At 68.2% G+C, this 26,100-nt stretch carries 26 protein-coding genes; 12 read left to right on the forward strand and 14 right to left on the reverse strand.

The genetic code is table 11. The features are described from left to right. The first annotated feature begins 43 nt into the window (after nucleotides 1-43). From pyk to U5817_RS19225, 3 genes are all read left to right on the forward strand, one after another. On the forward strand, nucleotides 44-1,462 hold the full coding sequence (gene pyk / locus U5817_RS19215) for a pyruvate kinase (RefSeq protein ID WP_169132704.1): 1,419 nt from the start codon (nucleotides 44-46) through the stop codon (nucleotides 1,460-1,462). Between the two features lie 102 nt (nucleotides 1,463-1,564). Beyond that, nucleotides 1,565-1,954, forward strand: coding sequence for a DoxX family protein (locus U5817_RS19220; protein ID WP_169132705.1), 390 nt, complete (start codon nucleotides 1,565-1,567; stop codon nucleotides 1,952-1,954). A 71-nt stretch (nucleotides 1,955-2,025) separates the two neighbouring features. Then, nucleotides 2,026-2,616 carry an NADPH-dependent FMN reductase gene (locus tag U5817_RS19225; RefSeq protein ID WP_407278468.1) on the forward strand — a complete coding sequence of 197 codons (591 nt, stop codon included), beginning with the start codon at nucleotides 2,026-2,028 and terminating at the stop codon, nucleotides 2,614-2,616. Nucleotides 2,617-2,750: 134 nt separating this feature from the next. Here the strand turns inward: U5817_RS19225 and U5817_RS19230 are convergent, their stop codons facing one another. The 6 genes from U5817_RS19230 to hyfB are packed head-to-tail and all read right to left on the reverse strand — an operon-like array spanning nucleotide 2,751 to nucleotide 9,925. Continuing rightward, complete coding sequence (locus U5817_RS19230; protein ID WP_407278469.1) at nucleotides 2,751-3,314, reverse strand: NADH-quinone oxidoreductase subunit B family protein; 564 nt, start codon at nucleotides 3,312-3,314, stop codon at nucleotides 2,751-2,753. Continuing rightward, complete coding sequence (locus tag U5817_RS19235) at nucleotides 3,314-4,858, reverse strand: NADH-quinone oxidoreductase subunit C (protein WP_407278470.1); 1,545 nt, start codon at nucleotides 4,856-4,858, stop codon at nucleotides 3,314-3,316. Before U5817_RS19235 ends, U5817_RS19230 begins: the two co-directional genes overlap by 1 nt. A 2-nt stretch (nucleotides 4,859-4,860) precedes the next feature. Beyond that, entirely contained in the window at nucleotides 4,861-6,315 is a 1,455-nt protein-coding gene (locus U5817_RS19240; protein WP_407278471.1) for a hydrogenase 4 subunit F, read from the reverse strand. Beyond that, nucleotides 6,315-6,974 carry a formate hydrogenlyase gene (locus tag U5817_RS19245; RefSeq protein WP_407278472.1) on the reverse strand — a complete coding sequence of 220 codons (660 nt, stop codon included), beginning with the start codon at nucleotides 6,972-6,974 and terminating at the stop codon, nucleotides 6,315-6,317. Before U5817_RS19245 ends, U5817_RS19240 begins: the two co-directional genes overlap by 1 nt. Nucleotides 6,975-6,980: 6 nt before the next feature. Beyond that, nucleotides 6,981-7,928 (reverse strand): respiratory chain complex I subunit 1 family protein, encoded by a 948-nt coding sequence (locus U5817_RS19250; protein WP_407278473.1) that lies wholly within the window; start codon nucleotides 7,926-7,928, stop codon nucleotides 6,981-6,983. Further along, nucleotides 7,925-9,925: a hydrogenase 4 subunit B gene (hyfB, locus tag U5817_RS19255; protein WP_407278474.1), complete on the reverse strand. Its 2,001-nt coding sequence runs from the start codon at nucleotides 9,923-9,925 to the stop codon at nucleotides 7,925-7,927. Before hyfB ends, U5817_RS19250 begins: the two co-directional genes overlap by 4 nt. 228 nt (nucleotides 9,926-10,153) lie before the next feature. Here hyfB and U5817_RS19260 point away from each other — a divergent pair, with 228 nt between their 5' ends. Continuing rightward, on the forward strand, nucleotides 10,154-10,336 hold the full coding sequence (locus U5817_RS19260) for a CopG family transcriptional regulator (RefSeq protein ID WP_169132713.1): 183 nt from the start codon (nucleotides 10,154-10,156) through the stop codon (nucleotides 10,334-10,336). Between the two features lie 126 nt (nucleotides 10,337-10,462). Here U5817_RS19260 and U5817_RS19265 read toward each other — a convergent pair whose 3' ends face one another. Both U5817_RS19265 and U5817_RS19270 read right to left on the reverse strand, forming a co-directional pair. Next, on the reverse strand, nucleotides 10,463-11,311 hold the full coding sequence (locus U5817_RS19265; protein ID WP_169132714.1) for a UDP-2,3-diacylglucosamine diphosphatase: 849 nt from the start codon (nucleotides 11,309-11,311) through the stop codon (nucleotides 10,463-10,465). A gap of 2 nt (nucleotides 11,312-11,313) precedes the next feature. Further along, complete coding sequence (locus U5817_RS19270; RefSeq protein ID WP_407278475.1) at nucleotides 11,314-12,540, reverse strand: glycosyltransferase family 4 protein; 1,227 nt, start codon at nucleotides 12,538-12,540, stop codon at nucleotides 11,314-11,316. A 94-nt stretch (nucleotides 12,541-12,634) separates the two neighbouring features. On the opposite strand from U5817_RS19270, the gene U5817_RS19275 reads away from it, so the two are divergent. The 4 genes from U5817_RS19275 (at nucleotide 12,635) to U5817_RS19290 (ending at nucleotide 16,186) form a co-directional block, all read left to right on the forward strand. Further along, nucleotides 12,635-12,892 (forward strand): DUF3862 domain-containing protein, encoded by a 258-nt coding sequence (locus U5817_RS19275; protein ID WP_169126244.1) that lies wholly within the window; start codon nucleotides 12,635-12,637, stop codon nucleotides 12,890-12,892. 185 nt (nucleotides 12,893-13,077) lie between these two features. After that, complete coding sequence (locus U5817_RS19280; RefSeq protein ID WP_407278477.1) at nucleotides 13,078-14,280, forward strand: cation:proton antiporter; 1,203 nt, start codon at nucleotides 13,078-13,080, stop codon at nucleotides 14,278-14,280. Next, nucleotides 14,277-15,404, forward strand: a complete 1,128-nt coding sequence (locus U5817_RS19285; RefSeq protein WP_407278478.1) for a YbdK family carboxylate-amine ligase — start codon at nucleotides 14,277-14,279, stop codon at nucleotides 15,402-15,404. Before U5817_RS19280 ends, U5817_RS19285 begins: the two co-directional genes overlap by 4 nt. Next, the gene (locus U5817_RS19290) at nucleotides 15,401-16,186 is read left to right on the forward strand and encodes a type 1 glutamine amidotransferase (protein WP_169126241.1); all 786 of its coding nucleotides are present in this window, start codon (nucleotides 15,401-15,403) and stop codon (nucleotides 16,184-16,186) included. The genes U5817_RS19285 and U5817_RS19290 overlap by 4 nt, the downstream gene beginning before the upstream one ends. A gap of 13 nt (nucleotides 16,187-16,199) precedes the next feature. On the opposite strand, the gene U5817_RS19295 is transcribed toward U5817_RS19290, so the two are convergent. Continuing rightward, nucleotides 16,200-17,114 (reverse strand): DMT family transporter, encoded by a 915-nt coding sequence (locus U5817_RS19295; RefSeq protein WP_407278479.1) that lies wholly within the window; start codon nucleotides 17,112-17,114, stop codon nucleotides 16,200-16,202. A 307-nt stretch (nucleotides 17,115-17,421) separates the two neighbouring features. Between U5817_RS19295 and U5817_RS19300 the strand changes: the two genes are divergently transcribed. Further along, nucleotides 17,422-18,624, forward strand: a complete 1,203-nt coding sequence (locus tag U5817_RS19300; RefSeq protein ID WP_407278480.1) for an ammonium transporter — start codon at nucleotides 17,422-17,424, stop codon at nucleotides 18,622-18,624. Between the two features lie 182 nt (nucleotides 18,625-18,806). Here the strand turns inward: U5817_RS19300 and U5817_RS19305 are convergent, their stop codons facing one another. Then, on the reverse strand, nucleotides 18,807-20,249 hold the full coding sequence (locus U5817_RS19305; RefSeq protein WP_407278481.1) for a PLP-dependent aminotransferase family protein: 1,443 nt from the start codon (nucleotides 20,247-20,249) through the stop codon (nucleotides 18,807-18,809). 95 nt (nucleotides 20,250-20,344) lie between these two features. Here U5817_RS19305 and U5817_RS19310 point away from each other — a divergent pair, with 95 nt between their 5' ends. Beyond that, nucleotides 20,345-21,019 (forward strand): pyridoxamine 5'-phosphate oxidase family protein, encoded by a 675-nt coding sequence (locus U5817_RS19310; protein ID WP_169126237.1) that lies wholly within the window; start codon nucleotides 20,345-20,347, stop codon nucleotides 21,017-21,019. Nucleotides 21,020-21,146: 127 nt separating this feature from the next. Here the strand turns inward: U5817_RS19310 and U5817_RS19315 are convergent, their stop codons facing one another. The 3 genes from U5817_RS19315 to U5817_RS19325 are packed head-to-tail and all read right to left on the reverse strand — an operon-like array spanning nucleotide 21,147 to nucleotide 23,460. Further along, a complete protein-coding gene (locus U5817_RS19315) occupies nucleotides 21,147-21,743 on the reverse strand; it encodes a peroxidase-related enzyme (RefSeq protein WP_169126236.1) in 597 nt (198 codons plus the stop codon). Between the two features lie 47 nt (nucleotides 21,744-21,790). After that, nucleotides 21,791-22,774 (reverse strand): MDR family oxidoreductase, encoded by a 984-nt coding sequence (locus U5817_RS19320; protein ID WP_169126235.1) that lies wholly within the window; start codon nucleotides 22,772-22,774, stop codon nucleotides 21,791-21,793. Between the two features lie 47 nt (nucleotides 22,775-22,821). Further along, complete coding sequence (locus U5817_RS19325; RefSeq protein ID WP_169126234.1) at nucleotides 22,822-23,460, reverse strand: TetR/AcrR family transcriptional regulator; 639 nt, start codon at nucleotides 23,458-23,460, stop codon at nucleotides 22,822-22,824. 234 nt (nucleotides 23,461-23,694) lie between these two features. On the opposite strand from U5817_RS19325, the gene U5817_RS19330 reads away from it, so the two are divergent. Continuing rightward, the gene (locus U5817_RS19330) at nucleotides 23,695-24,141 is read left to right on the forward strand and encodes an SRPBCC family protein (RefSeq protein ID WP_211166974.1); all 447 of its coding nucleotides are present in this window, start codon (nucleotides 23,695-23,697) and stop codon (nucleotides 24,139-24,141) included. Between the two features lie 14 nt (nucleotides 24,142-24,155). On the opposite strand, the gene U5817_RS19335 is transcribed toward U5817_RS19330, so the two are convergent. Then, nucleotides 24,156-25,346, reverse strand: a complete 1,191-nt coding sequence (locus U5817_RS19335) for a benzoate/H(+) symporter BenE family transporter (protein ID WP_169126233.1) — start codon at nucleotides 25,344-25,346, stop codon at nucleotides 24,156-24,158. Between the two features lie 108 nt (nucleotides 25,347-25,454). Between U5817_RS19335 and U5817_RS19340 the strand changes: the two genes are divergently transcribed. Beyond that, on the forward strand, nucleotides 25,455-26,087 hold the full coding sequence (locus U5817_RS19340) for a helix-turn-helix domain-containing protein (RefSeq protein WP_169126232.1): 633 nt from the start codon (nucleotides 25,455-25,457) through the stop codon (nucleotides 26,085-26,087). Nucleotides 26,088-26,100: the final 13 nt, after the last annotated feature.

Here is a 26,100-nt window from a genome sequence, read left to right on the forward strand (position 1 = left end):
CGTATCCCTGCGAGCACCACCACAGAACAACGAGGAGACACCCATGAGACGCCACCGCCAGTCGCGCATCCTCGCGACGCTCGGCCCTTCGAGTTCCACCCCCGAGCGCATCCGCGCGCTCGTCGAGGCCGGCGCCGACGTGTTCCGCCTGAACTTCAGCCACGGCAGCCATGCCGACCACGCCGAGCGGCTGCGCCAGATCCGCGCCATCGAGCGCGAGGTCGGTCGTCCGATCGGCATCCTGATGGACCTGCAAGGCCCGAAGCTGCGCATCGGCAAGCTCGCGCAAGGCAAGGTCATGCTCGCCGCCGGCAGCCGCTTCCGCCTCGACCTCGACGCGAGCGAGGGCAACGCCACGCGCGCCAATCTGCCCCACCCCGAGATCTTCGCCGCCCTCGAAACGGGCACCGAGCTGCTGCTCGACGACGGCAAACTGCGCCTGCGCGTCGAGGCCTTCGGCCCGGACTTCGCCGACACCACCGTGCTGGTCGGCGGCCCGCTGTCCGACCGCAAGGGCGTGAATGTGCCCGGCGTCGTCCTGCCGATCTCGCCGCTGACGCCCAAGGACCTCGCCGACCTCGACTACGGCCTGTCGCTGGGCGTCGACTGGGTCGCGCTCTCGTTCGTGCAGCGCCCCGAGGACGTCCGCGAGGCGCGCGAGATCGTCGGCGACCGCGCGTGGATCATGGCCAAGCTGGAAAAGCCCGCCGCGATCGAGCGCCTGGACGAGATCGTCGCGCTGGCCGACGGTGTCATGGTCGCGCGCGGCGACCTCGGTGTCGAACTGCCGCCGCAGCAGGTGCCCATCCTGCAGAAGCGCATCGTCCGCGCCGCCCGCGCCGCCGGCAAGCCGGTGGTGGTGGCCACGCAGATGCTCGAATCGATGATCAGCGCGCCGGTGCCCACCCGTGCCGAGGCCTCCGACGTCGCCACCGCGATCTACGATGGCGCCGACGCGGTGATGCTGTCGGCAGAATCGGCGTCCGGCCAGTACCCGGTGGAGGCGGTCACGATCATGGATCGCATCATCACCGAGGTCGAGCAGGACCCCGACTGGCGCGCGGGGCTGGAGGCCAGCCACATGCCGGCGCAGGCAAACACGCCGGAGGCCATCTGCTGCGCGCTGCGCCGCGTCACCGCGTTGCTGAACCCGGCGGCCACCGTCGCCTACTCCAGCAGCGGCTTCAGCTGCCTGCGCGCCAGCCGCGAACGCCCGAGCACGCCGATCCTGGGCCTCACGCCGCAGCTCGCCACCGCCCGCCGCCTCGCGCTGGTGTGGGGCGTGCATCCGGTGCCCTTCGAGGACGTGCATGACGTCGCCGAGATGGTCGAGCACGCCAGCGCCGCGGTCGTCACGCACGGCTTCGCCCAGCCCGGCGACGACGTGGTGATCATCGCCGGGTTGCCCTTCGGCCGCAGCGGCAGCACCAACCTGCTGCACGTAGTGAAGATCCCGAAATAATCCCCCTCCGCAGGCCGTTCCGCGCCGGAATGGCCTGCAAATGCGTCGCATTTCGACTACATCCTTAGAAGGGCACCACGCCCTTACTACAAGGAGAAGTCGATGAAAGACGCAACCGCGCTCGTCGCGCGCATTCTTCTCGCGCTGATCTTCATCGTCGCCGGCTGGGGCAAGCTCGGCGCCGGCTACGCCGGCACGCAGCAGTACATGGCGTCAATGGGCGTCAGCGGCGCCCTGCTGCCGCTCGTGATCTTTGCCGAACTCGGCGGCGGCCTGGGCATCCTCTTCGGCGCCCTCACCCGGCTCGCGGCGGCCGGCTTGGCCGCCTTCTGCATCCTCAGCGCATTGTTCTTCCATACCGATTTCGCGAACCAGATCCAGTCCATCATGTTCATGAAGAACCTCGCGATCGCGGGCGGGATGCTGATGCTGGCGGTACATGGCGCAGGCGCGTGGAGCCTCGACACGTGGTGGCAGGCACGCAGGAAATGAACTGCGGGGGCGTCCGCCGATCGTAAGTGGATATTCCATCAACACAAGGCCACCACCCAGGAGACGCCCCGATGCCTACCGTCCGACTCCTCGCCATGCCCGGCAGCGCACGCCGGGATTCCTGGAACCGCAAGCTGCTCGCCGTGCTCGTGCGCGGTGCGCGGGCGGCCGGCGCCGAAGTCACGCTGTACGAGCCGCGCGACCACGAGATGCCGCTCTATGACGGTGACCTCGAAGCCGCCGAGGGCATCCCGCCCGCCGCGGCACGCCTGCAGGCCCTGTTCGCCGAACATCACGGCCTGCTGCTGGCGACACCCGAATACAACGGCTTCTTCCCGCCGCTGGTGAAGAACACCTTCGACTGGCTCTCGCGCCCCCTGCCCGACGGCTCGGGCAAGCCCGGCACGGTGCATGTGCGCGGCAAACCCGCGGGCATCGTCGCCGCCTCGCCCGGCGTGCTCGGCGGCATCCGCTCGCTGCAGCACACGAGGCAATACCTCTCCAACCTCGGCTTCCTCGTCGTGCCGGATCAGGTCGGCGTGCCCAAGGCGGATAGCGCCTTCGACACGGAAGGTCAGCTGCAGGATGCGCGCGTGCGGACGTCGGTTGAAGCGGTCGGCGCCGCCGTCGCGCGGCTCGCGATGAAGATTGCGGGCGGCTGATTGCCCGGCTGTTAACAGGGCAATCGAATAGCGCCCCCGTTCGCCCTGAGCTTGTCGAAGGGCATTGGCAGGGCTTCGACAAGCTCAGCCCGAACGGTATTTGGTTGCCGGGTTAATAGCGCCCCGGAGAGGCGTCAGTTGAATCCGGGCGCGAAATCCGCAGGCACCGCCTCGCCCGCCTCACTCGGCGGCCGCGCCTGCACCGCGGCGAGAATTCCCGCCAGGATGTCCGCCGGCGGCGGCGGGCAGCCCGGCACCGTCACGTCCACCGGGATCACGTTGGCCACGCCGCCGCAACTCGCATAGCTCTCGCCGAAGATCCCGCCGTTGCAGCCGCAGTCGCCCACCGCGACGACGAGCTTGGGCGCCGGCGTCGCGTCGTAGGTGCGCCGCAGCGCGACCTCCATGTGGCGCGACACCGGCCCGGTGACGAGCAGCATGTCGGCATGGCGCGGGCTGGCGACGAAGCGGATGCCGAGGCCCTCGATGTTGTAGTAGGGGTTGTTCAGCGCATTGATCTCGAGCTCGCAGCCGTTGCACGACCCGGCATCGACGTGCCGGATCGCCAGCGCGCGGCCGAGGATCGCGAGAATCTCGTCATGGATCGGGTGCGCGCGGCGGTGCGTGCCCGCCAGCGGTTCGGGCGCCGGCTCGGTGACACGACCGCGGCGGGCGATGTACTTCAGGATGTGCCACATTACAGATCCTGCCCCGAATAGCTGAGATTGAAGGACTTGTTGATCAGCGGGAAGTCCGGAACGATGTTGCCGATGATCGCGTGCTCAAGCACCGGCCAGTTCTGCCATGAAGGATCGTGACAGTGGCAGCGCGCGATGCGCCCCTGCGCGTTGGTCTCCAGCGCGACGAACACCTCGCCGCGCCAGCCTTCGACCCAACCGGCCCCGACGCCGTCCCGCATCGCCAGCACCGGCTCATGGACCACCCCGCCCGGCAGCCCGGCGGCGAGCGCATCGATCATCCGCAGCGACTCGAAGCATTCCTCGAAGCGCATCGCGACACGGGCCGCGACGTCGCCATTGCGATGCGTGCGGGCCGCGACCGCGAGGCCGTCGTAGGGCGGCCACGGGAAGTCCGCGCGCAGGTCGGCCGTCTGCCCGCTCGCCCGTCCGGCGAGCCCCGTCAGGCCAAGGCGTTGTGCGAGCTCCGGCGTGACGCGGCCGGTCGTGACGAGACGGTCCTGCAGACCGGCGTGCTCCTCGTAGATGTCCTTCAGCTCGGCGACTTCGCGCGCGATCGCCGTCACCTGGCGGCGCAGCTGCGAGCAGCCGTCCGCGTCGAGATCGCGCGCGACCCCGCCGGGACGCACGCAGTCCATCATCAGGCGATGGCCGAAGCACTCGCGGTTCAGGCGCAGCCAGTCCTCGCGCAGGCGCGAGAACTGTGCGAGGGCGAAGCCGAACGCCGCGTCGTTGCCGAGCGCGCCGAGGTCGCCGAGATGGTTCGCGACGCGCTCGCGCTCGAGCATCAGCGCGCGCAGCCAGGCCGCGCGCTCGGGCACCTTCACGCCGACCAGCGATTCGGCCGCCATCGCGTAGGCCCAGGCATACGCAACGGTGCTGTCGCCCGACACCCGCCCGGCGAGACGCGCGCCCTCGTCGGTATCCATGCCCATGAAGCGGCGCTCGATGCCCTTGTGCTTGTAGCCGAGCCGCTCCTCGAGCCGCAGCACCTTCTCGCCCACGACCGAGAAGCGGAAATGCCCCGGTTCGATCGTGCCGGCATGCACCGGCCCGACCGGGATCTCATGCACGCCATCGCCTTCGACGAGGACGAAGGGGTAGGCATCGGCCTGCGCCTCGAAACGCTCCTGGCCGGTGTGCTCGAGGCGCAGCGGGAAATAGTCCGCCGGCCACGCGCCGTGACGCAGCCACGGGCGGACGTCGCTCGCCTCGTCGGCCTCGACGCCGACCAGGTCGCGCGCGGCGCGCTGCATGCGGATCGCGGCGGGGAAGAAGCGCGAGATGTCCGGGTAATCAGGCCTTTCCGCCTCCAGCCCGAGCTTCGCCCACAGCAGTCCGTCCGCGGTCGCGTATGCCGCCGACACCGCGAAGCCGTCGCCCGCGGCACGCTCATCGCTGCCCCACAGGCTCACGAGCCGCCCCCTGGCCTCCGCCACGGCCAGCGCGAGCGCGCTCCACTGCGCGGCATGCACCCGCGCGCCGAAGATCGGCAGCGGCGCGTCGAGCCGTTCGAAGCGGCAATCGAGTCCGAAAAAGTCCATGGTCAGCCTCCGATCATCTGGGCCGCCTGCCGGTACCAGCCGTCGAGGTAGGGCGGGATGTAGAGCCCCAGCATCAGCGCGAGCCCGAGATGGACGAACACCGGCAGCAGCGCCGGCGGATGGGCGAGCGGGCGCAGCGAGGTCTCGCCGAACACCATCGGCTGCACGCGCCCGAAGATCGCCGCGAACGCGACGCCCAACGCCACGAGCAGGAAGGGCGTGGCCCACGGCGCCTCGCGCATCGCCGTCGTCAGGATCAGGAACTCGCTCGCGAACACGCCGAAGGGCGGCATGCCGAGGATCGCCAGCGAGCCGAGCATCAAGCCCCAGCCGACCGTCGGACTCACCTTCAGCAGGCCGCGGATGTCCTCCATCGCCTGCGACCCGGCCTTCTGCGCGGCGTGCCCGACGGCGAAGAAGATCGCGGACTTCACCAGCGCATGCACCGTCATGTGCAGCAATCCCGCGAAGTTCGCGATCGGGCCGCCCAAGCCGAAGGCGAAGGTCATCAGCCCCATGTGCTCGATCGACGAGTACGCGAACATGCGCTTGACGTCGCGCTGGCGCGACAGGAAGAAGGCCGCGACGACGACCGTGACGAGGCCGAAGCCGATCATCATCCGCCCCGGCAGACCGTTCGCGAGCGCCCCGTCGGCGAGCACCTTGCAGCGCAGCAGCGCGTACAGCGCGACGTTCAGCAGCAGGCCCGACAGCACCGCCGAGATCGGCGTCGGGCCTTCCGCATGGGCGTCGGGCAGCCAGTTGTGCACCGGCACCAGGCCCACCTTCGTCCCATAGCCGAGCAGCAGGAACACGAAGGCCAGCGACAGGATGCCGGGATCGAGCAGGTGCTTGGACTGCGCCAGGTGCGTCCACAACAGCGCGCTCTCGCCGCCCCCGATCGCGCGCTCGGCCGCGAGGTAGAGCAGGATCGTGCCGAACAGCGCCTGCGCGATGCCCACGCCGCACAGGATGAAGTACTTCCACGCCGCCTCGAGGCTCGCCGGGGTGCGATACACCGACACCAGCAGCACCGTCGTCAGCGTCGCCGCCTCCATCGCCACCCACAGGATGCCGAGGTTGTTGGTCGTCAGCGCCACCAGCATCATGCCGTTGAAGAGCTGGTACATGCTGTGGAACAGCCGCATGCGCCCGGGCGTCATCTTGCCGTGGTCGCGCTCGATGCGCATGTAGGGCCGCGAGAACAGCGAAGTCGTGAAGCCGACGAAGGCAGTCAGGGTGACGAGGAAGACGTTCAGCGGATCGACAAAGAACCACTCGCCCCACACCGTGAGCGGCCCGTCGCGCACGACGATCACCGTGAGCCACACGGACGCGGCCAGCGTGAGCAGGCTCACGCCCGCGTTCAGGTCCCCGGCCCGCTCGCGGTGGCCCCACAAGCCGAGCAGCACGCCGCCCAGCAGCGGAATCGCGAGGACGAGGGCGAGGGGATCCATCAGTCTTCCTTCAGCTTTTCGAGATGGCGGATGTCGAGGCTGTCGAACTGCTCGCGGATCTGGAACATGAACACGCCGAGGATCAGGATGCCCACCAGCACGTCGAACGCGATGCCCAGCTCGACGATCATCGGCATGCCGCTGGTCGCCGCGGTGGCCGCGAAGAACAGGCCGTTTTCCATCGACAGGAAGCCGATCACCTGCGGCACCGCCTTGGCGCGCACGATCATCATCAGGAAGGACAACAGCACGCAGGCGAGCGCGATGCCGAGCGTGCCGCGCGCGACCGACGCCGACAGCCCGGCGATCGGCGCGGCGAGGTTGAAGGCGAAGATCACCAGCACGATGCCGATCAGCATCGTCGTCGGGATGTTGAACAGCGTCTCGACGTCCCAGCGCACGTTCAGGCGCCGGATCACCCGGTGCAGCAGGATGGGTATCAGGACCACCTTCAGCACGAAGGTCAGCACGCCGGAGAAGTACAGGTGGTGCTGGCCGGTGAGATAGCCGACGATCAGCGTCGCCGCCGCGAGCGCCGCGCCCTGCAGGGTGAACAGGTGGATCAGCGTGAGGATGCGGCGCTGCGCGATCATCGCGAACGCGAGCACCAGCAGCACGACGGCGAAGAGGTTGATCGATTGGGCGAGAAGCGTGTTCATGAGTGCCTAGGCTCCGAGCAGCACATGCACCAGCAGCGCGATCACCGCGAGAAGGAAGGCCGTCGCGAGGAACTCCGGCACGCGGAACAGGCGCATCTTCGCGTTGATCGTCTCGATCAGCGCAAGCAGCACACCGCCGACCGCGAGCTTCACGACCAGCATCGGGATCGCGAACAGGATCGCGATCGGCGTCCCCGCCTCGGCCACGCCCCACGGCACGAACAGCGCGAGGCCGATGCACGAATACGCGAACAGCTTCAGCGACGCCGCCCATTCGACCAGCGCCAGATGGCGCCCCGAATATTCCAGGATCAGCGCCTCGTGGATCATCGTCAGTTCCAGGTGGGTGGCGGGGTTGTCGACCGGCACGCGCGCGTTCTCCGCCAGCGACACCATCGTGAAGGCGACGCCCGCCACCGCCAGGCTCGGATAGATCGCGAAGGGCTGGTGCGCGAGCGTTTCGACGATCATCGCGAGCGAGGTCGACTGCGTGATCAGCGAGGCCGAGAACAGCACCATCAGCAGCGCCGGCTCGGCGAGGAAGCCGATCAGCATCTCGCGCCGCGCACCCAGCGTGCCGAAGGAGGTGCCGATGTCCATCGCCGCGAGCGAGATGAACACCCGCGCCAGCGCGAACAGGCCGACCAGCGCGATCGCGTCGGCCGCGGGCGCCAGCGGCAGGTCGGTCGACAGCGTCGGCGCGATGCCGCACGCGAGCGCCATGCAGCCGAACATGATGTAGGGCGCGACGCGGAAGATCGGCGAGGCGTGCTCCGCGACGACCGACTCCTTGTTGAACAACTTGTGCAGCACGCGGTAGGGCTGCAGCAAACCCGGCGCGCGCCGGTTCTGCAGCCATGCACGCCACTGGTTCACCCACCCCGTCAGCAGGGGCGCCAGCGCCAGCGCGAGGATGACCGCGAGCAATTGCGCGAACAGGCCGACGATGCTCATGATTTCACCACCAGCAGCAGGACCATCAGGGTCACGAAGCTGTACAGCAGGTAGATCGCGATGCGCCCCTGCTGCAGCCGCCCCACGCCACGCGCGATGCCGGCCGTGAGCCGCGCGACCGGCAGGTAGAGCCAGTGCCAGAAATGGTCCTCGATCGTGACGCGGTAGTGCGGTTTCGCGTCGAACGGCGACGGCAGCTCGCGCCGCAAGCGGAAGAAGGGTTCGAAGATCTGGCGGATCGGCTGGCCGAAGCCCTCGGCCGAATCCTGCATGCGCGCTGTTTGCGCCGGATAGCCACAGTCCCATGCCGGCGCGCGGCGCAGGCGCCCGTGATAGAACTTGCGCACGAGCACGACCGCGAGCAGCACCGCGACACTGACGACCAGCAGGAATACCAGCGGGCTGTAGCTCGCACGCTCGGGTGAACTCGGCGACAGCAGCAGCCAGCCGTTCGCACGCACCGTCTCGGCGATACCGCCGCCCACCAGCAGTTGCGTGACCGGGTCGATGAGGCCGATCGCCGCCACCGGGAACAGGCCCAGCAGCACGCAGCCCGCAGCCAGCCAGACGAGGCCTGCGCGCTCGAGCGGCGACGCCGGATGCGCGTCGGCGAGCTTCGGCTCGCGCGGCTGGCCGAGGAAGATCACGCCGAAGAACTTCACCATCGTGTAGCCGGCGAGCGCGGCAACCAGCGCGATGCCCGCCGCGAGCACCGGCACCAGCATGTTGAGGAAGGAATCCGGCAGTCCCGTCGTGAACAGGAAACTCTGCAGCAGCAGCCATTCCGACACGAATCCCGAGAACGGCGGCAGGCCCGAACTCGCCAGCACGCCAACGAGCGACAGCCACGCCACCCAGGGCATGCGCCGCATCAGGCCGCCGAGCTTGCCGAGGCTGCGCTCGCCGGTCGAGTGCAGCACCGAGCCGGTGGCGAGGAACAGCAGGCTCTTGAAGAAGGCGTGGGCGAGGACGTGGTACAGCGCCGCCGTGAGCGCCAGCGCCGACAGCGCCTTCATGCCGTAGGCGTTGAACAGCACGCCGAGGCCGATGCCGACGAAGAGCAGGCCGATGTTTTCGATCGACGAATACGCGAGCAGGCGCTTCATGTCTGTCTGCACCGCGCTGAACACGACGCCGTACAGCGCGGTCGCGAGGCCGACCGCCAGCAGCAGCACGCCCCACCACCACTGCTGCGCACCGAGGAGGTCAAAGCTCACGCGCAGCAGGCCGTAGATCGCGGTCTTCAGCATCACGGCGCTCATCAGCGCGGACACCGGCGACGGCGCCGCCGGATGGGCCTCCGGCAGCCACACGTGCAGCGGCAGGATGCCCGCCTTGGCGCCGAAGCCGAGCGTCGCGAGCAGGAAGGCGGCCGATGCCCACAGCGGCGACAGCGACTGTGCGCGCATGTTGGCGAAGGTGTAGTCGCCGGTGTTGGCCTGCAGCACGCCGAAGCACAGCAGGATTCCGATCGCGCCGATGTGGGCGATGAGCAGGTACAGGAAACCCGCCTCGCGGATCGCCGGCACGCGGTGGTTCGCGGTGACGAGGAAGAACGACGACAGCGCCATCGTTTCCCACATCACCATGAAGGCGTAGGCGTCGTCGGCCAGCACGACCATCGCCATGCTGGCGAGGAAGAGGTGGTACTCGAGGCACATCAGTCCGGGCGGCGTGCCCTCGCCGTGGCGGAAATAGCCCGCGGCGAAGACCGAGATGCCGACGGAGGTCGCGCCGATCACGAACAGGAAGAAGGCCGACAGCCCGTCGAGGCGCAGGTGGAAAGGCAGGTCGGGCAGGCCCAGCGCGAGCACCGCGGTCTCCGGGGTGTCGGCCAGCGCAGCGGCGGCGAGTCCCGCGAGCGCGGCCGCCAGCACGGCCCCGGCCGGGAACAGCACGCGGGCGACGAACGCGGTGTTGCGCAAGGCCGCGATCCCGGCGAACCCCAGCGCGAGCCAGCCCGCTACGACGATCAGGATCCAGTCGAGAACCAGCACGCGCCCTCCCCCGGTGTCAGCGGTGATCCCGGCCGACGGAGCACGCACCCGCCGGGTGCCGCACACGTTCGGACGGCGCTACGCAGCAATCGCGAACCGCTTCCCTTTCACCCACCGGCAGGACTCCTCGAGATGCGTCATTGCGTTCGTATCTGCTGCACACTACATTAATACCAATACCGCTTTCAATGTTAATTTGATGTTAATTGCCGCAATCGCCAATGCGTGATGAAAGAGAACCGAACTGCCCGCCTGACCCTGCTGATCGACCCGGAGAAGAAACGGCTCTTCGAGGAGATCTGCGCCAGCAAGGATCTGACGCCCTCGCAGGTCGTGCGCCGCCTGATCCGTCAGTACGTGCAGGAGAATGCCGGCAACCGCACGCTGCCGGAGTGGCTGAAGGACGACTGAGCAGCTTTGTGGCGCGGATGAGCCGAAGGCGTTATCCGCCGAATGCGAGACGTGCGAGCGTGATCGCAGCACGGCAGAAGGCGCTGCGCTTTTCCGCCCTACGATCCGTTCATGCAGTTGATCGGGTCAGGGCGCCCGCCGACGCACCTCGCCCGATGCCGCCGGATCGGCCATGCGGGCCGTGACCAGCCCCGGCAGTTCGGCCCGCTCGAACACCGGCTGCGCCGCGCCGTAGGCGAGCGGCACGCCCCAGCGCACCACCTCCATGCGCCCGTCGAGATGCTCGACGATCGCGGTGCAGCTATCCACCCAGTCGCCGCAGTTCAGGTAGCGCACGCCCTCGATCTCACTGTCCGCCGCCCAGTGGATGTGGCCGCAGATCACGCCGTCAAGCCCCTTGCGGCGCGTCGCATGAGCGATCGAGGCCTCGAAGTCGAAGATGAAGTTCACCGCGCGCTTCACCTTCTGCTTCGCAAAGCCCGCCAGCGACCAATAACCCGGCCGGCGCAGCAGGCGGCGCAGGCGCGACAGCCACAGGTTGATGCGCACCAGCGCGTTGTACGCCACGTCGCCCAGCAGCGCGACCCAGCGATGGTGGCGCGTGACCTGGTCGTACTCGTCGCCATGCACGAGCCAGTAGCGGCGCCCGTCCGCCGCCTCATGCACCCATTCCGACTCCACGCGGATGTCGCCGAACGCGATTCCCACGTACTCGCGCAGGGCCTCGTCGTGGTTGCCGGGGATGAAGAACACCTTGCAGCCCTGGCGCGCGCGGCGCAGCACCTTCTGCACCACGGTGTTCTGCGTCGCACTCCACTGAATGCCGCGGTTCATGGCCCAGAAGTCGACGATGTCGCCGACCAGGTAGAGGTAGTCCGAGGGATGTTCGCGCAGGAAGTCGAGCAGCCGCTCGGCCTGGCACGCACGCGTGCCGAGATGGACGTCGGAGATGAAAACGGAGCGTACCTGGGGCATCGTCAGCGCACCGTCGCCTTGACGGGAAGGAGGTCGGGAAGCGCATCCTGCGCGTCGTCCACCACGCCCTGTAGCAGCGCCGCAAAGCGGTCGTGGATGCGTTCCCAGTCGAGCGATTCGCTGCGCCGGCGCGCCGCCAGCCCCATGCGCGCGCGCAGCCCGGCGTCGCCCGCGGCGACGAGCGATTCGGCGACGAAGGCCGCCGCCGCCCCCGGGCGGACCAGCAGGCCGTCACAGCCGTTCGCAATCACCTCCGCCGCCGCCGCGCACTCGTAGGCCACCACGCACAGTCCGCTCGCCATCGCCTCCGGCGTCACGTTGCCCCAGGTTTCCGACAGGCTGGGAAACAGGAACAGATCCCCCGAGGCATAGTGCGCGGCCAGGTCCTCGCCGCGGCGCGCGCCGGCAAACACCACGTCGGGATTGGCGGCCTGCAGCGACTTGCGCAGCGGCCCGTCGCCCACGATCACGAGGCGCGCGGCCGGGTGCCGGCGGCGGATCGCCGCGAAAGCCTCGAGCACCAGCGGCAGGTTCTTCTCCGGCGCAACGCGCCCGACCCACACCACCGCGAGGCCCTCCGCGCCCACCCCCCATTGCCCGCGCAACGCCTCGCTACGCCGCTCCGGCGTGAAGAGCGCCGTATCCACGCCCCGCGCCACCACCTCCACCGAGCGGTAGCCGCGCTCGCGCAGCGCCTGCGCCATCGCGCGCGTCGGCACGAGGGTCAGCGCGGTGCGGTTGTGCATGCGCTTGAGCCACGCGGCGACCGGACGCTCCAACCAGGCGACGCCGTAATGCGCGCTGTAGCTGTCGAAGTTGGTATGAAAGTCCGAACTCACCGGAATACCCAGGCGCACCGACGCCGACACCGCCGACCACCCCAGCGGCCCTTCGGTCGCCACATGCACGATGTCGGGCCGCTGCCGCGACCACAGGCGGAAGAGCCGCGTGCGCGCCGGCAGGCCGAAGCGCAGCCCGTCGTACTTCGGTATCCTCATGCCGGGCGCGAGCACCTCCTCGAAGCCCGGCCCGTCCGCAGCCTGCTCGGACAGGGCCTGGCGCGGTCGCACGAGCTGCACCCGGTGCCCGCGCGCGATCAGGCCATCGACCATGCGCCCCAGCGTCATCGCCACGCCGTTGATCTCCGGCGCCCAGGTCTCGGTCACCAGTGCGATGCGCAGGCTGGGCCGCAGACAACGTTCTTCGGTCACGAAATCGACGTCTCTCATGAACCCGAACGCTAACGGCCTGAAACGAAAAAACCGTGACCGATGGATTAAGCTTCGGTTACATGGCCCACCCTGCAACCGGAAAAACAACCAGATGAAACGCTCCGCATTCCTCGGCCTCGCCACCCTCGCCCTCGCACTGGGCGCCTGCAGCAAGCTCACCGTGGAGAACTACGACAAGCTCAAGATGGGAATGAGCTATGGCGAAGTCAAACAACTGCTTGGCGCCCCCGACAAGTGCAGCGACCTGCTCGCGGTGAAGAGCTGCACCTGGGGCAACGATGCTCGCTACGTGCAGGTGAATTTCGTGTCGGACCAGGTCGTGCTGTTCACCTCGTCCAACCTGCGCTAAGGCTCGCCGCGGCGGCCGGACACCGGACCCGGCCGCCGGCGCGCGGGGAATTGGATTTGCTCAAATTTATATTTCTAAAATACCATTGAAGATCTCTATGCCTCTCCAACCTTCCGGATAAATAGCTCCCCCGCCACTGTCGGAGGGAAGTAGATAACGATACCGGCTTCGGAGGACTCCCCTCGATGGACCTGCTGATCTGGCCGGAATGGCCACTGGCGCTTGGCGCCCTCTTTCCCGTTGCGATCGCCCTCGTGGCGACCGCCCTCGTCGGCGAGGCCGGCGGACGCTTCGGCGTGCCGCGCGTGAGCGGCTATGCCCTCGCCGGTCTCGTGCTCGGCCCGCTCCTGCTGGGCTGGTTCGACACCAACGATCTGACCGGGCACCGCCTCATCGTCGACTTCACGATCGCGCTCGTGCTGTTCGAGCTCGGCATCCGCCTGGACCTGCGCTGGCTCGCCACCAACCGCTGGATCGTGGCGACCAGCGTGGGCGAGATGGCGCTCGCCTTCGCCCTCACCTTCGGCGCGCTGTGGGCCGTGGGCACGGGCGCCGGCATCGCGCTCGCCGTCGCCGCCATCGCGGTCGGCACCTCGCCGGTGATCCTCATGCACGTCACCAACGAATTGCGCGCCTCGGGCCAGACCACCGACCGCCTGCTCGCCTTGTGCGCGCTCAACGTCGCGGTGTCGGTGATCCTGCTCAAGCTCCTCGTCGGCGCCCTGCACGGCGTGCATTCCGGCTGGCAGCTCGCGCTGCTCCATCCCCTGTACCTGCTGCTCGGCTCCGCGCTGGCGGGGGCAGTGATCGCCGTGGCCTATCTCGGCCTGCGCAAGCTCGTCGATCCGGCCTCCGAGCAGGGCCTTGCCGCGATGATCGCGCTGCTGCTCGCCGCCATCGCGCTCCTCTCCGCGCTGCGCCTGCCCACCGCGCTCGCCCCGCTGTTCGCCGGCGCCCTCATCAAGTGGCGCGACCCGCGCCCCCACCTGTGGCCGCAGCAGTTCGGCAGCATCGGCGGCGTACTCGTCATCGTCACCTTCATGCTCGCGGGCGCGGCGGTCAACGCGGGCGAACTCCTTGCCGGCGCCGGCATCGGCCTCCTCGCGATCCTCGCGCGCGCCGCGGGCAAGTTCGGCGGCGCCGTTGCCTTCGGCCCGCCCAGCGGCCTCGACCTGCGCAAGAGCCTCGCCCTCGGTGTGGGCCTGATGCCGCTGTCGGTGCTCGCACTGCTGCAGGCCGAGGACGTGCGCCTGCTGTACCCCGATTTCGGCGCCCGCCTGCTGCCCATCGTGATGGCAATGACCGTCGTGCTGGGCCTGCTCGGGCCGATCGCCACCCGGCGGGCGCTGATCCGCGTCCGCGAAACCCGCCGCGGAGACCTGTCATGAGCCTCGAAACCTTTGCCTCCTCGCGCGCCCTGTCGATGGGCGTGGAACTCGAACTGCAGCTCGTCAGCACGCACGACTACGACCTCGTCGCCTCGGCCGAGGACCTGCTGCGCCTGATGGCGCGCAAGGACGTGCCGGGCGACGTCAAGCCCGAGATGACCTGCTCGATGATCGAGGTGTCGACCGGCATCTGCAACGATTACGCCCGCGTCGCCGAAGAGCTGGAGGCCTTGCGCGCGGCCCTCACCGAGGCCGCGCGCAAACTCAACATCGGCATCTGCGGCGGCGGCACCCATGCCTTCCAGGACTGGGGCGAGCGCCGCATCTTCGACAAGCCGCGCTTCCACTACCTCTCGGACCTGTACGGCTATCTCGCCAAGCAATTCACCGTGTTCGGCCAGCACGTGCACATCGGCTGCCCCGGCCCCGATGCCGCGCTCTACCTGCTGCACGGCATGTCGCGCTACATTCCGCACCTGATCGCGCTGTCGGCCTCCTCGCCCTACGTGCAGGGCAAGGACACGGGCTTCCAGTCCGCGCGGCTCAATTCCGTGTTCGCCTTCCCGCTGTCCGGGCGCGCGCCCTTCGTCGAGACCTGGCAGGACTTCGAGACCTACTTCAACAAGATGAGCGACACCGGCGTCGTCCAGAGCATGAAGGACTTCTATTGGGACATCCGTCCCAAGCCGGAATACGGCACGATCGAAGTCCGCGTCATGGACACGCCGCTCACCATCGGCCGCGCCGCCGCGATCGCCGCCTACATCCAGGCCATCGCCCGCTACCTGATGATCGAGCGCCCCATCCGGTTGGCCGAGGACGACTACCTCGTCTATACCTTCAACCGCTTCCAGGCTTGCCGCTTCGGCTTCGCCGGCACCTACGTGCATCCCGAAACGCACGAACATCACACGGTCGCCGAGGAGATCGAGGCGAGCTTCGCGCGCATCGAACAGCACGCCATCGAGCTCGGCTGCGACGACGCCCTCGGGGAACTGCTGCGCCAGGTGCGCGAAGGCCGCAATGACGCCGCCTGGCTGCGCGAGCGGCACACCAAGGGCGAATCGCTGCCCGAACTGGTGATGGATCAGTGCGCGCGCTGGATGGGAGGAGAAGCGATGTGAGCAGGGCGCCGCTGCGCATCGGCCTCTCGGCCCGCCTGCTGCACACGCCGCCGGCGGAACTCGGCTTTCCGGGCAAGACCCTGCAATACCTGGAACAGTCGATGGCCCACTGGATCATGTCTCACGGCGCGCTCGTCCTCATGGTGCCCACCATCGGCCAGCACCTCGGCCTGCGGCGGGCGCAGATTTCCGTGCACGACTACGTCAAGGTGCTCGACGGGCTCGTGCTACAGGGCGGCGCCGACGTCAGCCCCACCACCTACCGCCAGGATCCGCTGCGCCCCGAATGGACCGGCGACCGCATCCGCGATCTCTACGAGATCGAGCTGCTGTGGGAATTCGTCATCCAGGGCAAGCCGGTGCTGGGCGTGTGCCGCGGCGCGCAGCTCATCAACGTGGCGTGCGGCGGCACGCTGTGGCAGGACATCTCCGAGTACGTTCCCGGCGCCGGCGCGCACCGCGACGCCGACCTCTACGACAAGCACCACCACGAGATCGACTTCGTCCCCGGCGGCCATCTCGCGACGCTGTATGGCGGTACGCCCGGCGGACGCGTCAACAGCATCCACCACCAGGCGGTGCGCGACCTCGGCTCCGACCTGCGCATCGAGGCCTACTCGCGCGGCGACAACGTCGTCGAAGCGATCCGCTGGCTGGGCAACGGCTACCTGTTCGGCTGCCAGTGGCATCCGGAATTCCACGGCGGCGGAGGCGACCTGCTCGACGGCAGCCCCATCCTGCAGGACTTCCTCGACGCAGCCGAGCGCGGCCGGGGCGGCTGAGCGCAGCGGCCGCCTAGCCTTCGTCCCCAGCGGAGCGCGCCACCGAACTGCGCCCGCGGATCGCGATCGCGCTGATCGTCAGCAACGCCAGGACGATGCACACCATGCCCACGGACTCGGTCGGGTTCGGCCGCTCGCCCAGTTCCACCCAGCCGCTCAACACCCCCACCGCCGGCACGGCCAGCGATGACAGCCCGGCCATCCCCGCGGGCAGGCGGTCGAGGATGAAGAGCCACATCAGCCATGCCAGCCCCGTCGCCAACAGCGCGTTGTAGACCAGCGCCCCGATGAAATAGGGCGTCACCTGCGGCGGCGCGGACGGCAACAGCCACGCGATCACGCACAACACCAGCGACCCCAGCAGCATCTGCCACGCCGTCAGTGATAGCAGGTCGAACTCCACATTGGCGCGCAGCCGCTTCGCCCACACCGCGCTCGCGGCCCACACCAGACCGGCGAGCACCGCCAGCAGCGGGCCCCGCGAGTCCCCGCGCAGCATCCACGGCTCGAGGATCAGCACCAGCCCCGCCAGCGCCAGACCGACGGCCATCCACTGCGAGCCGCGCACCCGCTCCCCGAGGAAGACGCGCGCCATCAGCAGCAGCCAGAACGGCATCGTATACACCAGCACTGCCGTCTTGCCCGCCCCGCCGCTCACCAGCGCCCACTGGATCAATGCCGTGAAGGCCGCGGTCTGCAACAGCCCCAGCCACAAGGTGCCCCCCAGCGCCACCGGCCGCAGCGGGCGGCGGCGCAGCGCAAGCACCGCGAACAGCGCGAGCGCGCCGAAGAAGGTGCGCATCGCGGAGAAATCGAAGGGATCGACATAGCGCATCACCTTCTTCATCACCACGTAGTTGTAGCCCCAGATGATGGAGAGGACGACCAGCACCCCCGCCGCCGCCAGCAGTTTCCGATCTCGATTCATTGGCGATTCCAGGCGCCGTGCGCCGCGCAAAGCGCAATTCTACATTCTTGTCTGCAATTCACGACAATATTGTGAACCAAATAGAAACCGCAACGCCCCAACTTGTTGCACGACTGCGCACCACACCGAAGCTGCGCACCGCCATCGCGCACCATTCTCGTGCGCCAACCTGGCGCGATGCACCACCGACGGGACAACGCCGCACCAATCGTCCGCACTACAGACGCAAGACATTGAATAAACGACACATTGTTTTTCGGCACATGATTTGCTTGACCGCACCAACCACGCTACCCGGAGCACATCAATGGAGCAGTTCAAGACATCCGCGGACGTACTCTTCGTCCTTCTGGGCGCCATCATGGTGCTCGCGATGCACGCCGGCTTCGCCTTCCTCGAGGTCGGCACCGTGCGCAAGAAGAACCAGGTGAACGCCCTCGTGAAGATCCTCAGCGACTTTTCGATGTCGACGCTGGCCTACTTCGTCATCGGCTACACCCTCGCCTACGGCAACGGCTTCTTCGTGAGCGCCGAGCAGCTTGCCGCCAACTCCGGCTACGAGCTGGTCAAGTTCTTCTTCCTGCTGACCTTCGCCGCTGCGATTCCCGCCATCATCTCCGGCGGCATCGCCGAACGCGCGCGCTTCGTGCCGCAGCTGATCGCGACCTTCCTCATCGTCGGCTTCATCTACCCCTTCTTCGAAGGCATCGTGTGGAACGGCAACTTCGGCCTGCAGGACTGGCTAGAGGGGACCTTCGGGGCGAAATTCCACGACTTCGCCGGCAGTGTCGTGGTGCACGCCGTGGGCGGCTGGATCGCGCTCCCCGCCGTGCTGCTGCTCGGCGCCCGCCGCGGCCGCTACCACAAGAACGGCCAGATCTCGGCGCACCCGCCGTCGAGCATCCCCTTCCTCGCGCTGGGCGCATGGATCCTCGCGGTCGGCTGGTTCGGCTTCAACGTCATGAGCGCCCAGCGCCTCGACGCCATCAACGGTCTCGTCGCGCTCAACTCGCTGATGGCCATGATCGGCGGCACCCTCGCCGCCCTCGCAGCCGGCAAGAACGACCCCGGCTTCGTACACAACGGTCCCCTCGCCGGCCTCGTCGCCGTCTGCGCCGGCTCCGACCTGATGCACCCGCTTGGTGCGCTCGTCGTCGGCTCCATCGCCGGCGTCCTTTTCGTGCAACTCTTCACCATCGCGCAGAACCGCTGGAAGATCGACGACGTCCTCGGCGTGTGGCCCCTGCACGGCCTGTGCGGTGCCTGGGGCGGCATCGCCGCCGGCATCTTCGGCAGCAAGGCACTGGGCGGCATCGGCGGCGTCAGCTTTGGCGCCCAGCTCGTCGGCACCCTCGGCGGCATCGCCATCGCGCTTGCCGGCGGCGCCATCGTCTACGGCCTCATCCGCGCCACCCTCGGCCTGCGCCTCGACCCCGAGGAGGAATTCGCCGGCGCCGACCTGTCCATCCACAAGATCTCGGCAACCGCGGAGCACGAGACGTCGTGGTGACGTCGATCCACGTAAACGAAAATGAAACAGGTCGGGGCCGAAGATAGGCTCCCGGATCGACCTCGATGAAAATGGCGCGGCCAAGGTCGCGCCATTTTCTGCGCCCGCCAAGTTCGGTTGTCGAGGCACACAGGATCGATGGGGTGACCGGGTTTATCGGCTAACGGCTCCGCTGGCGCACCTCATGGGCTTACGGCCATCTTCAAACGCCTTACGCCCTCTGCGATCATCCCTTCGTCCAGATTCCCGTACCCGAGCACCAAGCCGTTGCACCTCATCGGTGCCCTGGCGTAGCGCCCTAGCGCCCGCACCCCCAGCCCCAACTTGGCCGCACGTTCTACCACCTCGAAGTCGCACACTTCGGGCGGCAACCACATCACCAGATGCAAGCCGGCTTCGCCACCCGACAGTTCCACCCCGGGACCGAACGCATCACGTAGCGCCGCACGCAGTGCCGCCTGCCGCGCGGCATAGCGGACGCGCATGCGCCGCAGATGAGCGGTGTAATGGCCGCGCTGCATGAAGTCGGCGAGCGCACGCTGTTCGACGCCCTGTCCGGCGCGCATCGCCAGCGCGGCGGCACGGGCGAAGTCGGCGGCGATGGGTTCGGGCAGCACGAGATAGCCAAGGCGCAGGCCGGGATAGAGCGTCTTGCTGAACGTGCCAACATAGACGACGGGGGCATCCGGCCGCAGGCCGAACAGCGCGGGCGGCGCGGGGCCGGCACGGCGGAACTCGCTGTCGTAGTCGTCCTCGATGATCCAGGCGCCCGTTCGGCGCGCCCCCTCGATGAGGGCGAGGCGCCGCGGCAAGGTCATGACGCGGCCGGTCGGGTACTGGTGCGAAGGGGTGACCATGACGAGCCGCGGCGGGTAAGCGCGCCAGTCCTCCTCCGAGGGAGCAAGCCCTTCGGCGTCGACCGGCACGTCATGCACCCGCAGCCCGGCCAGGCCGAAGGCGACGCGGGCGGCGAGGTAGCCCGGGTTTTCGGCCCAGACGGTGTCGCCATCGTCGCACAGCAGACGGGCGCACAGGTCCAGCGCGACCTGCGTTCCGCTGGTGATGACGATTTGGGCCGGATCCACGGGCAAGCCGCGCCCGGTCGTGAGGTGGTCGGCGAGCGCCTGGCGCAGCGCGGGATCGCCGCCGTGCGCCGCATAGCCGAGCTGGCGCCAACCGGCGTCGCGCCAGGCGCGCTCCAGGCAGGCACGCCAGCTACGGAAGGGAAAGGCGCCGAAGTCCGGCACGCCGGGAGCAAATGGCAGCGCTTCGGCCTCGCGCCCCGGTGCGGGTTGGAGTGCGGCCGCAGCGCGGGCGGAGAGTCGTAGCGGCGCGGTGGGCACATCGGCAGTAGCCGAACGCCCCGCCGGCCGCGCGGGGAGGGCTGCCACGCGAGTGCCTTGGCGATCCGCCTCCAGGCAGCCTTCGGCAACGAGCTGCTCGTAGGCGAACAGCACGGTGTTGCGAGCGATCTTCAGCGATGCGGCCAGCCCGCGGCTCGCAGGCAGGCGCGTGCCGGGCGCAAGACGGCCGGACAGGATGGCGTCGCGCAGGCGCAGGTAGAGCACGCGCTGACGCGGCAAAGTCTCCGACAGCGGCGGGGCGAGCAGCCAGTCGAGCTCCATCGTGGCTCCATGGTTGGTTGATCGCGTGGCACTACGAAAGGTACCACCACCCCCGTAGGCTTGCGCCATCCTTCTTTTTCCGGAGCCCCGCCGTCATGTCCAAGCCTTCCGCCCCTTCCCCGCGCACCCGCGTCCGCCGCCTGCCGGAGCGCGCGCACTACGAGGCCGACGCCGTGGCAGCCATTGTCGACGCGGCGATGATCTGCACCGTCGCCTTCCAGATCGATGGCGCGGTGCACGCGATCCCCACCCTGCATTGGCGCGAAGGCGAACACTTGTACATCCACGGCGCCAAGGCGTCGCGCATGCTCAAGGCGCTCGTGCAGGGCGAGGCCTGCGTCACCATCGCGCTCGCCGACGGATTGGTGCTGGCACGCTCGGCCATGCACCACTCGATGAACTACCGTTCGGTGGTGATCTACGGCCGGTTCGAGCTCGTCACCAACCCGGAGGACAAACGGCGCAGCCTGCGCGCGTTCATCGACGGTCTCTATCCCGACCGTTGGGCAACATTGCGCCCGATCAACGACAAGGAACTCAACGCGACCAGCCTGTTGCGGATCCCCCTCGCGGAAGCATCCGCCAAAGTGCGCGACTGGGGAGTGGCGGACGACGAAGGGGACCTGAACTGGCCGGCATGGGCCGGGGTCATCCCGCTACGCACCGAGACCGGCACGCCGCACACCGAGCACGACAGCGTGCTGAGCGAGGCGCCAGCGACACGGTTCGCCGGACGGTCGAGCGTCCGTCGGGCGGGTACGGGCCAATGAGCCCGGCGCCCCAAGAAGAAAGCTGTCGCGCCGCATTGCCGTACAGCGAACCGCGGGGATAGTCCCCGCTGCCGCGCAGCGCTTCATGGCTCTGCGCGGCAGCTCGCGGCGCGACAGGGAGGCGAGTTCAAGCGCGCTCGATGGTCTGGCGACCGAGCGCGTAGAACTCGGCGTTGGGCCGCATGCTCGTCACGTTGGCGATGCGGTTGGACATGCCGAAGAAGGCCGAGATGCCCGCGATGTCCCAGATGTCGTCATCGTTGAAGCCGTGTGCCTTCAGCGCTTCGAAATCGGCCTCTCCGACGAGGTGGGCACTCTGCGAAACCTTCATGGCGAAATCCAGCATCACCTTCTGGCGCTCGGTGATGTCGGCCTTGCGGTAGTTGGTGGCGACCTGGTCGGCAATGAGCGGGTTCTTGGCGCGAATGCGCAGGATGGCGCCGTGGGCGATCACGCAATACTGGCATTGGTTCACACCGCTCGTCGCGACGACGATCATTTCGCGCTCGGCCTTGCTCAGGTTGCCGGGCTTTTCCATCAGCGCATCGTGATAGGCGAAGAAGGCCCGGAACTCGTCGGGGCGGTGGGCGAGCGTCAGGAACACGTTGGGGATGAAACCGGATTTCTCCTGGACGGCGAGGATGCGCGCGCGGATGTCTTCGGGCATGTCCTTCAGTTCGGGAACGGGAAACCGGCTTACTGCGGCCTGCTGCGCTTGGGTCATGCTGTTCTCCTTCGGATGATGAAGCGGTTTCTGCTGCTGAAGTTGGTTTAGCGATTCACGTCCACTACGATGCGGCCGCGCACTTCGCCCTTCAGAAGGCTGTCGGCGAGCGGAATGGCTTCGGCCAGGCCGACTTCGCGGCTGATCTGGCCGAGCTTGGCGACGTCCAGATCGATTCCCAGACGTTGCCAGGCCACGAGGCGCTCGGGACGCGGGCACATCACGCTATCGACGCCCGCCAGCGTGACGCCGCGCAGGATGAAGGGCGCGACGGTCGCGGGGAAATCCATGCCTGCCGCCAGGCCGCAAGCGGCGACCACGCCGCGGTACTTGGTCGTGGCGCAGACATTGGCCAGCACGTGGCTGCCAACGACATCGACGGCGCCGGCCCAGCGCTCCTTGCCCAGGGGCTTGCCGGGCGACGAGAACAGGGCGCGCTCGACGACTTCGCTTGCGCCGAGCGACTTCAGGTAGTCGGCATCCTGCGGGCGGCCGGTGGCGGCGACGACCGTGTAACCGAGCTTCGCCAGGACCGCGATGGCGACGCTGCCGACGCCACCCGCGGCACCGGTGACCAGGATCTCGCCGTCCTCGGGCCTGACGCCATGCCGCTCGAGCGCGAGTACGCACAGCATGGCGGTGTAGCCCGCGGTGCCGATTGCCATTGCCTGCTGCGGCGTAAACGCCGACGGCAAGGGCACCAGCCAGTCGCCGTTCAGGCGCGCCTTCTGCGCGAGGCCGCCCCAGTGCACCTCGCCGACGCCCCAACCGTTGAGCACGACCGGATCGCCGGTCTGGTACGCCGGATGGGTGCTTTCCTCGACCACGCCCACCAGGTCGATGCCGGGGACCATGGGGAACTTCCGCACCACCGGCCCCTTGCCGGTAATGGCCAGGCCGTCCTTGTAATTGAGCGTCGAGTGGCTGACGCGGACCGTCACGTTGCCCTCGGGCAACTGCGCTTCATCGAGTTCCTGCACGCTCGCGCGGTAACCGGACTCGTCCTTCTCGATCAGGATTCCCTCGAACATACGACTCCTCTCCCTTTAGACCGATCGTCTACAAAAACACGAAAAAATCAGCGCCGGGGCAAGCCGGCAAAGAACAGTCCGGCAAAGGTCTCGAGCGCTTGCGCGCTTCGCTCGAGCTTGGCCCGCAGGACGGCGCCCTCCCAGCCAATCCAGAAGAAGGCCGCCAGCCGGGCGGTGTCGGCGTTCTGGGCCAACTCACCGGCTTGTTGCGCCTCGACCAGGCAGGCGGCGAAGCGGGCCTGCCAATCCTCGAAGGTCTCCTTGAGCCGGGCCCGAAAGCTCTCGGGAAGCGCCCCCATTTCCTGGCCGAGGTTGCCGATCAGGCAGCCGCGACGGAATTCGTGGCGGGCCATGCCGTCCGTCGCATCGACGACGAAGGCCCGCAGACGACACAAGGGCGAGAGCGCCGCGTTGCGCAGGTGACGGTCCAGCTTGCGGGCAAAGAACTCCCCGTAGCGTTCGATCAGGTCGAGGCCGAACGCTTCCTTGCTGTCGAAATAGTGATAGAAGGACCCCTTCGGGACACCAACGCGGCCGAGAATCTCGTCGATGCCGGTGGACGTGAAGCCCTTTTCGGTGAGCACTTCCAGCCCGGCGCGCAACAGCAGCTCGCGCGTCTCGGTGAGGTCTTCGCGCTGCCTGGGGGGCCTGCCGCGGCGGCGAGGGGGCTGGTGTGCAAGGTCCATGGCTATAATTTAGACCGATCGTTTCGTTAAATCAAGATCCGCTAAGGACAGTGCATGGAACCGCCCCCGGCGCCTTGGCCAATCCACACTAGATTCACCGGAAAAGACGGACAGGGGCAAGCCGGAACGCCCTGGATTTCGCTGCGACTGTCAAACCGCCGCCCTGCCGTTCGACTATGGTGGACGGAGCGGCGACAACAGCCGCGGATCCGCCCCCCGACGAAAGGAGAGACCATGCCTACCGGTACCGTCCGCCTGCACCGCGTGCTGCGCGCAAAACCCGAGAAGATCTACCGGGCCTTCCTCGATGCGGAAGCCCTCGCCCGCTGGCTGCCGCCCAACGGCTTCACCTCCACCGTCGCCCACCTGGATGCCACGGTGGGCGGCACATTCAGGATGGCGTTCAGGAATTTCAGCACGGGCAACAGCCATTCCTTCGGCGGTAACTACCTGGAACTCGTGCCGAACGAGCGCATTCGCTACACGGACAAGTTCGACGACACCAAGCTGCCGGGCGAGATGGTGACGACCGTGTCGCTGCGCGCGGTGGCCTGCGGGGCGGAGGTGAACATCGTGCAGGAAGGCATTCCCGAGGCGATTCCGGTGGAATTCTGCTACCTCGGCTGGCAGGAATCGCTCGAGCATCTGGCGCGACTCGTCGAGCCTGAAATTCCGGACTGACGCCCCGGCGCGGCTCAGGCCGCGAGCCTTTGCGGCCGCCGCAGGGCGTGGCTCACGGCATAGCCGAAGACCAGCCCCCAGAATGCGCTGCCGATGCCGAACAGTGTGAGGCCCGACGCGGTGACGAGGAAGGTGACCACGGCCGCATCGCGTCCGCTCTCGTCGGCGAGCGCCGCGCTCAGGCTGGCGGCGATCGTGCCCATCAGCGCAAGCCCGGCGATGGCGGCGACCAAGGTCTGCGGGAAGGCGGACAGCAGGCTCGCCACCGTGGCCCCGCCGATGCCGGTGAGGAGATAGAAGCCGCCCGCCCAGATCGACGCGAGGTAGCGCCGGGCCGGATTCGGATCGGCGTCCGGGCTCATGCAGATGGCGGCCGTGATCGCGGCGAGGTTGAAGGAGAATCCGCCGAAGGGCGCGAGCACGACGCCGGTGATGCCGGTCCAGCCGAGCAGCGGCGAACCGGGCGTCGCGTAGCCGTTGGCGCGCAGCACGGCCAGGCCGGGCACGTTCTGCGAGGCGAGCGTGACGATGAACAGCGGCAGGCCGATGCCGAGGAGCGTCGCGGGCGAGAAGCTGGGCATCACGAATTCAGGGCCGGACAGTTGCCAGCGGATTTCGGCGGCGGCAATGCCGCCATTGGCCGCGGCGACGACCAGACCGGCAAGGAAGGCGAGCGGCACGGCATAACGCGGGGACCAGCGACGGGCGGCGAAGAACACGAGGATCATCGTCCCCACCAACGCGAGATCCTGACCGAGCTGCGCGAAGGCGCCAAGACCGAAGCGCAGCAGCACGCCGGCCAGCATTGCGGCGGCAATCGACGGTGGCACGTGGCGCATGATGCGCTCGAACGCGCCGCTGAAGCCGAGCACCGCCATCAAGGTAGACGCAAACAGGAAGGCGCCGATCGCTTCGCTCATCGGCACGCCGACGAGCCCCGTGGCAAGGAGCGCCGCACCCGGCGTCGACCACGCCGTGAGGATGGGCGCGCGGTAGCGCAGGGACAACGCGATGGACGTGAGGCTCATCCCCAGCCCGAGCGCCCACAGCCACGAAGCCAGCTGCGAAGGCGTGGCCCCGGCAGCGTGGGCGGCCTGGAAGACGATCGCCGCCGAGCTGGTGTAGCCGACCAGCACGGCGATCAAACCGGCCGCGAGGTGCGGAAAATGACGGGTGATGCCCGGCGCCGTGTGTGGGTTGCCCATGCTTGGCTCTATCTGCTCTAATCGGAAGATCGTGCGTTATAACGCACACCCTCAAGCCTAGCAGCGTGCGTTTTAACGCACAAGCCTGAGACGCCCAGCACGAACGACATGTCCAAGAACGGCCCCCCCTCTTCCGCCCCGGCGCCCAGCGCCACGCCCGCGCTGGCCGAGCATCTGGCCGCGACCTTGCGGCGCTTGCGCGCCGAGCGCGGCTGGAGCCTCGACCGTGCCGCGGGCGAGACCGGCGTCAGCAAGGCCATGCTCGGCCAGATCGAACGCGCCGAATCGAGCCCGACCGTGGCCACCTTGTGGCGCATCGCCTCCGGCTTCCACACCCCGCTGTCGGCCTTCATCGACGCGCCGGTGCGTCACGAAGAAGCCGCCTTCCGCTCCGCCGCCGCGTTGCGCGACCGGCCGGCGAGCGACCCGATGTGGGTCGCCCCGCTCTTCCCCTACGACGCGCACCTGGGTTTCGAGCTGCTCGAACTGACGCTTGCGCCCGGCTACGAGCGGCATTCCGAGCCCCACCTTGCCGGCGTCGTGGAGCACGTGATCGTCATCCGCGGCACGCTGGAGGTGCTCATCGAAGGCCGCTGGCACCCCCTGAAGGAAGGCGACGCGGTGCGCTTCGCCGCAGACCGGCCGCACGGCTACCGCAACCTCGGCGACGCGCCGGCCGTCTGCCACAACCTCATCTGCTACACGGGAGTCGCCGCACCGCAGCCCGCGCCCGCCGGCTGATGCCCCGCATTCG

This window comes from Aromatoleum evansii, assembly GCF_045689615.1.
In the GTDB taxonomy this organism is placed as follows: domain Bacteria; phylum Pseudomonadota; class Gammaproteobacteria; order Burkholderiales; family Rhodocyclaceae; genus Aromatoleum; species Aromatoleum evansii.

What these genes read in the sequence shown, in the direction of transcription:
- pyk (WP_169132704.1), top strand. Translation starts at nt 44, where the DNA reads ATGAGACGCCACCGCCAGTCGCGCATCCTCGCGACGCTCGGCCCTTCG.
- U5817_RS19220 (WP_169132705.1), top strand. Translation starts at nt 1,565, where the DNA reads ATGAAAGACGCAACCGCGCTCGTCGCGCGCATTCTTCTCGCGCTGATC.
- U5817_RS19225 (WP_407278468.1), top strand. Translation starts at nt 2,026, where the DNA reads ATGCCTACCGTCCGACTCCTCGCCATGCCCGGCAGCGCACGCCGGGAT.
- U5817_RS19230 (WP_407278469.1), bottom strand. Translation starts at nt 3,314, where the DNA reads ATGTGGCACATCCTGAAGTACATCGCCCGCCGCGGTCGTGTCACCGAG.
- U5817_RS19235 (WP_407278470.1), bottom strand. Translation starts at nt 4,858, where the DNA reads ATGGACTTTTTCGGACTCGATTGCCGCTTCGAACGGCTCGACGCGCCG.
- U5817_RS19240 (WP_407278471.1), bottom strand. Translation starts at nt 6,315, where the DNA reads ATGGATCCCCTCGCCCTCGTCCTCGCGATTCCGCTGCTGGGCGGCGTG.
- U5817_RS19245 (WP_407278472.1), bottom strand. Translation starts at nt 6,974, where the DNA reads ATGAACACGCTTCTCGCCCAATCGATCAACCTCTTCGCCGTCGTGCTG.
- U5817_RS19250 (WP_407278473.1), bottom strand. Translation starts at nt 7,928, where the DNA reads ATGAGCATCGTCGGCCTGTTCGCGCAATTGCTCGCGGTCATCCTCGCG.
- U5817_RS19260 (WP_169132713.1), top strand. Translation starts at nt 10,154, where the DNA reads ATGAAAGAGAACCGAACTGCCCGCCTGACCCTGCTGATCGACCCGGAG.
- U5817_RS19265 (WP_169132714.1), bottom strand. Translation starts at nt 11,311, where the DNA reads ATGCCCCAGGTACGCTCCGTTTTCATCTCCGACGTCCATCTCGGCACG.
- U5817_RS19270 (WP_407278475.1), bottom strand. Translation starts at nt 12,540, where the DNA reads ATGAGAGACGTCGATTTCGTGACCGAAGAACGTTGTCTGCGGCCCAGC.
- U5817_RS19275 (WP_169126244.1), top strand. Translation starts at nt 12,635, where the DNA reads ATGAAACGCTCCGCATTCCTCGGCCTCGCCACCCTCGCCCTCGCACTG.
- U5817_RS19280 (WP_407278477.1), top strand. Translation starts at nt 13,078, where the DNA reads ATGGACCTGCTGATCTGGCCGGAATGGCCACTGGCGCTTGGCGCCCTC.
- U5817_RS19285 (WP_407278478.1), top strand. Translation starts at nt 14,277, where the DNA reads ATGAGCCTCGAAACCTTTGCCTCCTCGCGCGCCCTGTCGATGGGCGTG.
- U5817_RS19295 (WP_407278479.1), bottom strand. Translation starts at nt 17,114, where the DNA reads ATGAATCGAGATCGGAAACTGCTGGCGGCGGCGGGGGTGCTGGTCGTC.
- U5817_RS19300 (WP_407278480.1), top strand. Translation starts at nt 17,422, where the DNA reads ATGGAGCAGTTCAAGACATCCGCGGACGTACTCTTCGTCCTTCTGGGC.
- U5817_RS19305 (WP_407278481.1), bottom strand. Translation starts at nt 20,249, where the DNA reads ATGGAGCTCGACTGGCTGCTCGCCCCGCCGCTGTCGGAGACTTTGCCG.
- U5817_RS19310 (WP_169126237.1), top strand. Translation starts at nt 20,345, where the DNA reads ATGTCCAAGCCTTCCGCCCCTTCCCCGCGCACCCGCGTCCGCCGCCTG.
- U5817_RS19315 (WP_169126236.1), bottom strand. Translation starts at nt 21,743, where the DNA reads ATGACCCAAGCGCAGCAGGCCGCAGTAAGCCGGTTTCCCGTTCCCGAA.
- U5817_RS19320 (WP_169126235.1), bottom strand. Translation starts at nt 22,774, where the DNA reads ATGTTCGAGGGAATCCTGATCGAGAAGGACGAGTCCGGTTACCGCGCG.
- U5817_RS19325 (WP_169126234.1), bottom strand. Translation starts at nt 23,460, where the DNA reads ATGGACCTTGCACACCAGCCCCCTCGCCGCCGCGGCAGGCCCCCCAGG.
- U5817_RS19330 (WP_211166974.1), top strand. Translation starts at nt 23,695, where the DNA reads ATGCCTACCGGTACCGTCCGCCTGCACCGCGTGCTGCGCGCAAAACCC.
- U5817_RS19335 (WP_169126233.1), bottom strand. Translation starts at nt 25,346, where the DNA reads ATGGGCAACCCACACACGGCGCCGGGCATCACCCGTCATTTTCCGCAC.
- U5817_RS19340 (WP_169126232.1), top strand. Translation starts at nt 25,455, where the DNA reads ATGTCCAAGAACGGCCCCCCCTCTTCCGCCCCGGCGCCCAGCGCCACG.